10 protein-coding genes are annotated in these 7,853 nt (G+C 55.0%); 3 read left to right on the top strand and 7 right to left on the bottom strand.

The window, feature by feature from the left end:
* The coding region (locus ACTIKR_RS19305) for a serine hydrolase (RefSeq protein WP_442328733.1) at positions 1 to 428 on the top strand (428 nt) is incomplete at its 5' end.
* Between the two features lie 100 nt (positions 429 to 528).
* Here the strand turns inward: ACTIKR_RS19305 and ACTIKR_RS19310 are convergent.
* Positions 529 to 1,503 carry an alpha/beta fold hydrolase gene (locus tag ACTIKR_RS19310; RefSeq protein WP_193088839.1) on the bottom strand — a complete coding sequence of 325 codons (975 nt, stop codon included), beginning with the start codon at positions 1,501 to 1,503 and terminating at the stop codon, positions 529 to 531.
* A gap of 84 nt (positions 1,504 to 1,587) precedes the next feature.
* Between ACTIKR_RS19310 and ACTIKR_RS19315 the strand changes: the two genes are divergently transcribed.
* Positions 1,588 to 2,025, top strand: coding sequence for an Rrf2 family transcriptional regulator (locus ACTIKR_RS19315; RefSeq protein ID WP_193088838.1), 438 nt, complete (start codon positions 1,588 to 1,590; stop codon positions 2,023 to 2,025).
* A 32-nt stretch (positions 2,026 to 2,057) separates the two neighbouring features.
* On the top strand, positions 2,058 to 2,210 hold the full coding sequence (locus ACTIKR_RS19320) for a hypothetical protein (RefSeq protein WP_442328734.1): 153 nt from the start codon (positions 2,058 to 2,060) through the stop codon (positions 2,208 to 2,210).
* A 227-nt stretch (positions 2,211 to 2,437) separates the two neighbouring features.
* On the opposite strand, the gene ACTIKR_RS19325 is transcribed toward ACTIKR_RS19320, so the two are convergent.
* The 6 genes from ACTIKR_RS19325 to ACTIKR_RS19350 all read right to left on the bottom strand — a co-directional run.
* Positions 2,438 to 3,223, bottom strand: a complete 786-nt coding sequence (locus ACTIKR_RS19325) for an HpcH/HpaI aldolase family protein (RefSeq protein ID WP_193088836.1) — start codon at positions 3,221 to 3,223, stop codon at positions 2,438 to 2,440.
* Between the two features lie 24 nt (positions 3,224 to 3,247).
* Positions 3,248 to 4,234, bottom strand: coding sequence for a Bug family tripartite tricarboxylate transporter substrate binding protein (locus ACTIKR_RS19330; protein WP_442328735.1), 987 nt, complete (start codon positions 4,232 to 4,234; stop codon positions 3,248 to 3,250).
* A gap of 67 nt (positions 4,235 to 4,301) precedes the next feature.
* A complete protein-coding gene (locus ACTIKR_RS19335) occupies positions 4,302 to 5,318 on the bottom strand; it encodes a LacI family DNA-binding transcriptional regulator (RefSeq protein ID WP_193088834.1) in 1,017 nt (338 codons plus the stop codon).
* Positions 5,315 to 6,082 (bottom strand): SDR family NAD(P)-dependent oxidoreductase, encoded by a 768-nt coding sequence (locus ACTIKR_RS19340; RefSeq protein ID WP_442328736.1) that lies wholly within the window; start codon positions 6,080 to 6,082, stop codon positions 5,315 to 5,317. Before ACTIKR_RS19340 ends, ACTIKR_RS19335 begins: the two co-directional genes overlap by 4 nt.
* A complete protein-coding gene (hisD, locus tag ACTIKR_RS19345) occupies positions 6,079 to 7,398 on the bottom strand; it encodes a histidinol dehydrogenase (RefSeq protein ID WP_442328737.1) in 1,320 nt (439 codons plus the stop codon). Before hisD ends, ACTIKR_RS19340 begins: the two co-directional genes overlap by 4 nt.
* A gap of 113 nt (positions 7,399 to 7,511) precedes the next feature.
* Positions 7,512 to 7,853: DUF2149 domain-containing protein (locus ACTIKR_RS19350; RefSeq protein WP_442328738.1), on the bottom strand; the 342-nt coding region annotated here is incomplete at its 5' end.

A 7,853-nucleotide genomic window follows, 5' to 3' on the forward strand; every position in this document is an offset into this window, starting at 1 on the left:
GCGGTCCTGCCGCCCTAACCGCTTACGCTCGCAACCTTGGCGACACCAAAACACGACTGGACCATATTGAGCCACTCAATGGTATCCAGCAAGGCGACGAGGATACCACCACGCCGGAATCAATGCTCGAGAATATGAAAAAAATTTTACTGGGCGGAGCATTGTCCTCAGAGTCTCGCGCACGACTGGTACGCATGTTTGAGATGAACCAGACCGGCTCCCAGGCATTAAAAGCCGGACTGCCAGCAAACTGGCGTATCGGCGACAAAACAGGAGCGGCCAGCGATACGAGCAATGACATCGCCATTATCACGCCGCCCCACCGCGAGCCGCTATTAGTAGCCGCCTATTACACAAACGACAAAGTAAACAGCACAGTACACAAGGCGGTGTTGGCAAAAGTGGGGGAAATTGTCGCAAAGATGTAAAACCCCGCATCAATATATGAAAACATACTCAGTCGTCGAATTGCGCCAACTATCATTGGCCATCATTCCTTGCGGAGACATCAAGTATCCGCCTGGCTCGTTAAAGCTGGCCAAGAAACTTAATCAAAGCAGCGTTAACGCAATCCGGCCTCTCTTGCTGTAACCAATGCCCGGCTCCCGGAATCAACCGAGATTCATGCAGGTTTGGCACAAGCTGGGGCATGGCGTCAATGATTTGCTGCATGCCGGGGATTGCCAGACCGGTGTCGCGTTCGCCGACAAGATAAAGGGCGGGAACCTGAACGAGCAAACCCTCAAATGCAGCTTGCACTTCCCAATTGCGGTCAAGGTTGCGATAGTAGTTCAACCCCCCGCGAAAACCAGAAATACTGAATGCTTGTACAAATTTTTCCAGATCGCCGGAAGCAAGCCATGCGGGCATCACGGGCGGATCACTCAAAGAATCAAGAATTCCTCCATTTCGCGGTATAAGCCCAAAGGGATTGGGCGTATCGTGGTCACGGACACCGATGTCACCGGAGGCGGAAAAATAGATTTTGCGCAATGTTGCGCCAACGTTGCGCTCAAGTTCGCTTTCGGCTAACCCAGGCTCAGAGAAATAATGCGTGTAGAACCACACCTGGTCCGTCTGCGGAAAAAGTCGACTCGGTGCCATTGGCGCCCTACCCATCATCGGCACCCCGAGGGCAGCGACAGCGCGAAAACGGTCTGGTCGAAGCAACGCCGCTTGCCAGGCAATGGTTGCACCCCAATCGTTCCCCACCACCACGGCATCGCGCTCTCCCAAGGCATCGATCAACGCGACAAGGTCACTCACGATATCCAAGGACGTGTATTGTCCGATCGCTGATGGACATTCACTAGCTCCATAGCCCCGCAAATCTGGAGCGATTGCGTGGTAGCCCGCGTCAGCTAATGCCGCCAGTTGGTGCCTCCAAGCATGCGATGTCTCTGGAAAACCGTGACAGAGAATAACCAAGGGACCTTCACCCTGTTCTGCGACGTGCAGACGGATTCCGTTAGCGGCAATAAATGTTTGACGATATGTGTTCATGGTTGCTCTGGCAAAGGGTTAAATTTACACAAAAACGTCCAAATAGCGTAACATAAAAAGTTACGAATATTCAGGCTTCGACTCATGCAACGCGATACCAGACTCGCTCGACTTCTGCACATTCTGATCCATATGCATCTTCGCGGGGGCTCAACCACCTCAGATACGATTGCACAAATGCTTCAAACGAACCCTGTCGTAGTTCGACGCACCATGGCTGTGCTTCGTGAGTCTGGCCATGTAAAGTCGACCGGTGGTCCGGGCGGTGGCTGGACGCTCGCATGTGATCTCAATGAACTTACGATGAGAGATGTCTACGATGCCATTGGATATACCGCGCCATTTGTGTTCGGCCCGGTGCATGACAAACCCTCTTGCCCCGTAGAGGCGGCGGTGAATCGACACATTAAAGAGACATCGATTTCCGCAGAAAATATGTTGCTACAATTGTTCGGCGAAAAACGACTTTCAGACATTGCGAACGACGCGGCACCACCAGAGTGGCGTAATCGGAAGAAGTAAATCTCACCGGCATGGCAGCCGCTTTGGCGACAATGATAAGCATCGACACTGCACGAGAACGCATGGCCAATGCGATCTTCAAGGACTGGAGCAAAGACGAGCTTGATGCGTTCGTCAAATCCATGCGAAAGTTTGCCGACGCGCTAGACGCAGAACCGCCGATCGGCGGGGTAAAGCCCGGCTAAAGGGGTATTCAATGCAATTGAACACCTGCGGTGCTGTCACACGCGATGCTTATAGCGGAGCGACGGTGCCCTTTTGCTCAGTCAGCGCATATTGACACCACCGAACCAACACTACGTACGCCTGCCGACACACGTCCGGGTGTCAGAAACTCGCCGTGCCCGTCTAATGAGTCCCGGTATAGTTAGGATAATACGACTGGCTCGTGTGCAGAACGGGAACGTGCGACTCAATAGCGTAGTGCCGCTTCGTCTCCCTTGCTGGCCGCCTGTTTGAACGCACGGGTTATCAAGGCAGTACTTACATTGGCGAAATACCTGGCACCCAGTGCTGCATACTTCTCTTCATCTTCAGGTGTCAGCGCAATGATGCCCGGACACTTGCCGGCGCTCGTTATGGCTGCCAGCCCTTGCCGGATTGCCTGCTGCACTGGCGGCGCGTTCCAGTCGCTGCCATGCCCCATGGCATGCGCCAGATCATTCGGGCCGATAAACACGGCATCGACGCCTTCTACACTTGCGATATCGTACGCCTGCGCGATCGCCTGGGGCGTTTCTAACATCACGATCAGACTGATGCCCTCGTTACTGCGCTGCGTGTGACCAGCACCGCTAAACGCCCCGTATCCTGCTGCTCGTGTACTGAATGCACTGCCTCGTATGCCCTTGGGCGGATAGAACACGCGCGCGGCCAATTCCCGCGCCTGCTCGACCGACTCCACCATGGGAATTTGCACCGCACTGGCCCCCATGTCCAATACACGTGGCAAGTCGTGAGCGAAACACCGCACAACCGGGATAATGCCGCTGGCGCGTGCGGCCCGCAGCATATTCTCGGTCACGCCCAGATCGGCGCTGCCGTGTTCATTGTCGATGATAATAAAATCAAATCCTGCGTAACCGCACATCTCGACGATTGCAGGGCTGGGCAGCCCGTTAAATAAACCGCGCACACGCTGCTGTCCGCGCAGCAACGCCGGCAATCGGCCGTCCAGCGAATAATGAGACTCTGTCATACCTGTTTCCCTTTCTCTGTCTTATCAGTTGGCCTTTATGCCTGCCTCTTGGACGACCTTGTGCCACTTTTGAACTTCAGCAGTCTGAAAAGCCCCAAATTCCTTGCTGCCGCGACCATCGGGCTCTACACCCAACTGCCGCAGCTTTGCGCCAAATTCAGGCATCTTAACTGCGATCGCGACTTCACGTGCCAGTTTGTCAACGATCGCTTGCGGCGTGCCTGCAGGGGCAAAAACACCCTGCCACGACTGCATTTCAAAGCCGGGCACGCCAAGCTCGGCTAGTGGTTTTACGCCGGGCAGATCCGCCAGTGCCGTGGCCGAAGTCACACCCAATACTTTGACGCGCTTGGAATCTATCATCGGCCGGGCCGCCGCCACTGTTTCGAAAATCAGATCGATCTGGCCACCTATCAGATCCACCATTGCCTGCGATCCGCCCTTGTAAGAAATCTGTTGCAATGAGGTCTTGGTGATGGACTGGAATAACTGACCAGAAAGGTGTTGCGACGTACCCGGTCCGGCCGTCCCGTAGTTTAATGCGCCAGGTTTGTTGCGCGCAGCATCGATCACATCCTGCACACTATTGTAGGGGCTATCTGCACGCACAACCAACGCGTTGCTGACCATTCCAACAAGGGCGACGGGTGTAAAGTCCTTGACGGGGTCGTAACTTAAGGATTTGACGAAAAACGGATTGACTGCGTGCGTGGTAATTGTGCCCCCCATGATCGTGTAGCCGTCTGGTGCAGACCGCGCTACGGTCTGCGTGCCCAGGATGCCTGATACACCGGGCTTGTTCTCAATGATCATGCTCTGTCCGAGTTGTTTGGACAATTGCTCAGCCAGCAATCGCGCCACCCCATCAGATACGCCACCCGGTGAAAAAGGCACGATGTATCTCACGGGTTTTTCAGGCCATTTGGTGGCGCTTTGCGCGTGCGCGATTGGGCCGATAGCCAGCAGCGCGGCTGCGCAGAATACACCTGAGAACAGGTTCCGTTTTTTCATATTACAATCTCCATTTTCCTGGTCACGGGCTAAATTACCCGCGACTTAAAATTTAATTAGTTGTCCGCTATGTCGCGGGCCTGACTGTTTTTCTTTCCACCAACATACACGGAACCACGATCTCACGCGCTCGCACTTCACCACGCATCTGCTCTAGCAAAAGCTCAACCGTAGCGTCTACCATGGGTTCTACCCTCTGATAGACGGTGGTCAGTTGGTACGCCCCCCAGGACGCCTGGGGAACATCGTCAAAACCGATCACACCCACGTCTTCGGGTACGCGCAAGCAAAATTCCTGGCGCAACACGTCCATGGCTGCGATAGCCATGTGATCGTTGGCGACAAACACCGCATCAGGACGATCGGCATGGGCAAACAAACGTCGCATGGCCTCTTGAGCCCCGTGAAAACTGTAGTGGCCCGTATCGCGATAAGACACGCCTGTCCCCAAGTTGGCCAGCGCCTGCTTAAAGCCACGCTCACGTTCCAGGCTGGTTGATGAATCCTCCAGTCCTGCCAGAAACGCGATTCGTTTGTAGCCCCTTGCCACTAACAGTTCAGCAGCCAGCCGACCGCCAGCCGCATTGTCCGACGTCACTGAACTGGTCGCGTAGCGTGTCAGTCCGCCCAAATCCGAGATGCGGTTGAACTGCACGACGGGCACCCCCAAGTCCGAGCAACTTTTGGCCAATGTCGGTGACAACATGGTTGACGCCATGACGATGCCCTCGACCTGGTATTGCAGGATATCGGCCAAAACCCCGTCGGCGCCCTCGTCAATATCCGCAATGAACATCAGCACGTGATAACCCTGCTTTTGCAGCTTCTGGGACAGCTTTTCAATGACCAATGGATAAAACTGGTTCTCCAGATAGCTCATCACCAGTGCCACGATGCGGCTTTGCCGCGTGATCAGACTGCGGGCCAGGGCATTTGGCCGGTAGCCCAGGCGCTGCGCGGCTGCCAGCACCTTGTTACGCGTGCTTTCGGATACGCTGGCCCCTGGTGTGAACGTGCGGCTGACCGCCGATTGCGATACTTGCGCCAGATCAGCCACATCTTGCGCGCGTGGTGCGGTCTTCATGCTGCGGTCCATCCTCCATCCAGCATCAGGGCGCTGCCTGTCATCAGGCTGGACGCACTGCTGGCCAGAAATACCACTGCCCCCATAACCTCATCGACCCGACCCAGACGGCCCAGCGCAATTCGCTCGCAAACCCACTGCTTAAAGCCAGGCTCGTCAAACATCGCTGCGGTCATAGGCGTTTCAATAAAGGTGGGGCAGATCGAATTGACCCGGATACCATTTGCCCCCAATTCCCATGCCAGCGCTTTGGTCATGCCTTCCATGGCATGCTTGCTCGCACAATACAACACCCGTCGCGCACTTCCTACATGGCCCATCTGCGATGAAATGTTGATAATGGAGCCGGAGCGCTTGGCCGCCAGCAGTTTACGTGCCACTGCCCGGCTGGTATAGAACGCCGCCTTTACGTTCAGGTCAAATACCTCATCAATGTCGTTATCGCTCTGTTCGACCAGAGACACAGGTCGGTTCATCCCCGCGTTGTTAACAAGAATGTCGTATGGCGATGCATCCGCAACGGCAGCGTCAACATCTGCCGATCGTGTCACGTCCAATACCACGAAATCACACGAGACTTGGCTGTCACGCAAGGCTGTACACGCGCTTTCAAGTTCGGCTGCCCGGCGCGCCGCCAGTGTTACATGGGCGCCAGCGCGGCCTAACGCGGTGGCCGCAGCCAGCCCGATGCCGCTGCTGCCACCTGTTATTAGTGCGCGTTTGCCGTCCAGCCGAAAACTCGGGCTTTTGGGCAGTTCGATCATGCCTGATCCTTTACCGGTTCATACCAAGGCAAATCGGGACGATTGCCATAACGCCGTACCCGAATATTCGCCTGTTCGCCGTGACCTGCGAAGTTTTCCATATGGCATAATCGGGAACAGTATTCACCCATGGTGACGCTGGCCGCATCAGTGAGCACGCGTTGATACGTGCAGGTCTTCAAAAACTTACCGACCCACAACCCGCCCGTATAGCGTGCATTGCGGTTGGTCGGCAACGTATGGTTGGTGCCGATGACCTTGTCGCCAAAACTCACATTTGTACGCGGGCCCAAAAACAGCGCCCCGTAATTTGTCATGTTGTTCAAGAAATAATCAACATCGTGCGTCATGACCTGCACATGTTCAAAAGCCAGCTCATCGGCAACGCGAAGCATTTCTTCATCGGTATCGCAGACAATGACTTCACCACAATCCTCCCAGCTTTTCTTGGCAATTGCTGCTGTGGGCAATATCGTCAGTTGGCGCTCGATCTCGGCCATCGTGTCGCGGGCCAGCTTTTCGCTGGTTGTCAACAATACAGCGGGCGAGGTGGGGCCATGTTCAGCCTGACCCAGCAGATCGACGGCGCACAACTGGCCGTCCACACTGTCATCGGCAATGACCAGCGTCTCGGTAGGCCCGGCAAAAAGGTCAATGCCTACACGACCGTACAACTGGCGCTTAGCCTCGGCAACGAACATGTTGCCAGGACCGACTAGCATATCCACAGGAGCAACACTGGGTGTACCAACGGCCATGGCAACAACGGCCTGCACGCCGCCGAGCACCAGAATTTCGTCGGCGCCTGCCATGTCCATCGCAGTAACAATGGCAGGATGCGGCTTGCCCTGATACGGCGGCGCCGTAGAAACGATACGCTTGACGCCTGCCACCTTTGCCGTCAGAACACTCATGTGGGCCGATGCCAGCAACGGGTACTTGCCGCCGGGAATATAACAGCCCACCGCATTCATCGGGATGTGCTTATGACCTAAAACGACGCCCGGATAAGTCTCCACTTCCACATCTTTCATGGAATCGCGCTGGATCTGCGCGAAATTGCGAACCTGTTTCTGGGCGAACGCGATATCTTCGATTTCGCGAGCAGACAGTTGCTTGCGTGCTGCAATAATCTGGTCACGAGACAAGCGAAAGTCGCTCGGATCCCAGTTGTCGAACTTACGACTGTATTCACGGACAGCTTCATCACCGTCCTGCTCAATACGGCGAATAATTTCTTCGACTGTGGCGCGCACCTTGGCGTCATCGTCGGTTTTGACTTCGGCCGAGCGGCCTCGTTTCAGATAGTGGATCATAGTGGTGTAGTCTCAGTCGTTAGCTGTGAATAAAATTGAAGTTGTGCTATGTTCAATTTCTTGCATAGGTATGCAAATAGGGGTATACCCTAACTTATTTGGCCGTTCAGATGCTACTGAATGAGTTCTTTAGCCCCACTTTCCGGCACGTATATCATCCGGCCGTCATCTAAACGATAGGTCACGCCCGCGCGTGCCCCCTGTCCTTCACCAACCTTGCCACTGGATTCGTAACGTGTCAGTTCCGTGCCCTCTTTGACCGTAATGCGCATGTCAGCTTGACCCGGGTTCTCTACCACCACCACGTTCTCCCGGGCTAATGGACCCAGCGGATTCTGTGCGATCACAATCATCAGCAGCCCAATGATGACAAGAAACAGGTCAATAAGATTGACGACCGACAGCATGGGGTCGGTGTCGTCGTCTTCAAGGAAACGCATTACGCCGACTCCTCT

It is taken from the genome of Advenella sp. (assembly GCF_052108595.1).
Taxonomy (GTDB): Bacteria; Pseudomonadota; Gammaproteobacteria; order Burkholderiales; family Burkholderiaceae_B; genus Advenella.

Excerpts from the sequence above, each read along its gene's own strand:
- ACTIKR_RS19310 (WP_193088839.1), bottom strand. The coding sequence starts at position 1,503 with ATGAACACATATCGTCAAACATTTATTGCCGCTAACGGAATCCGTCTG.
- ACTIKR_RS19315 (WP_193088838.1), top strand. The coding sequence starts at position 1,588 with ATGCAACGCGATACCAGACTCGCTCGACTTCTGCACATTCTGATCCAT.
- ACTIKR_RS19320 (WP_442328734.1), top strand. The coding sequence starts at position 2,058 with ATGATAAGCATCGACACTGCACGAGAACGCATGGCCAATGCGATCTTC.
- ACTIKR_RS19325 (WP_193088836.1), bottom strand. The coding sequence starts at position 3,223 with ATGACAGAGTCTCATTATTCGCTGGACGGCCGATTGCCGGCGTTGCTG.
- ACTIKR_RS19330 (WP_442328735.1), bottom strand. The coding sequence starts at position 4,234 with ATGAAAAAACGGAACCTGTTCTCAGGTGTATTCTGCGCAGCCGCGCTG.
- ACTIKR_RS19335 (WP_193088834.1), bottom strand. The coding sequence starts at position 5,318 with ATGAAGACCGCACCACGCGCGCAAGATGTGGCTGATCTGGCGCAAGTA.
- ACTIKR_RS19340 (WP_442328736.1), bottom strand. The coding sequence starts at position 6,082 with ATGATCGAACTGCCCAAAAGCCCGAGTTTTCGGCTGGACGGCAAACGC.
- hisD (WP_442328737.1), bottom strand. The coding sequence starts at position 7,398 with ATGATCCACTATCTGAAACGAGGCCGCTCGGCCGAAGTCAAAACCGAC.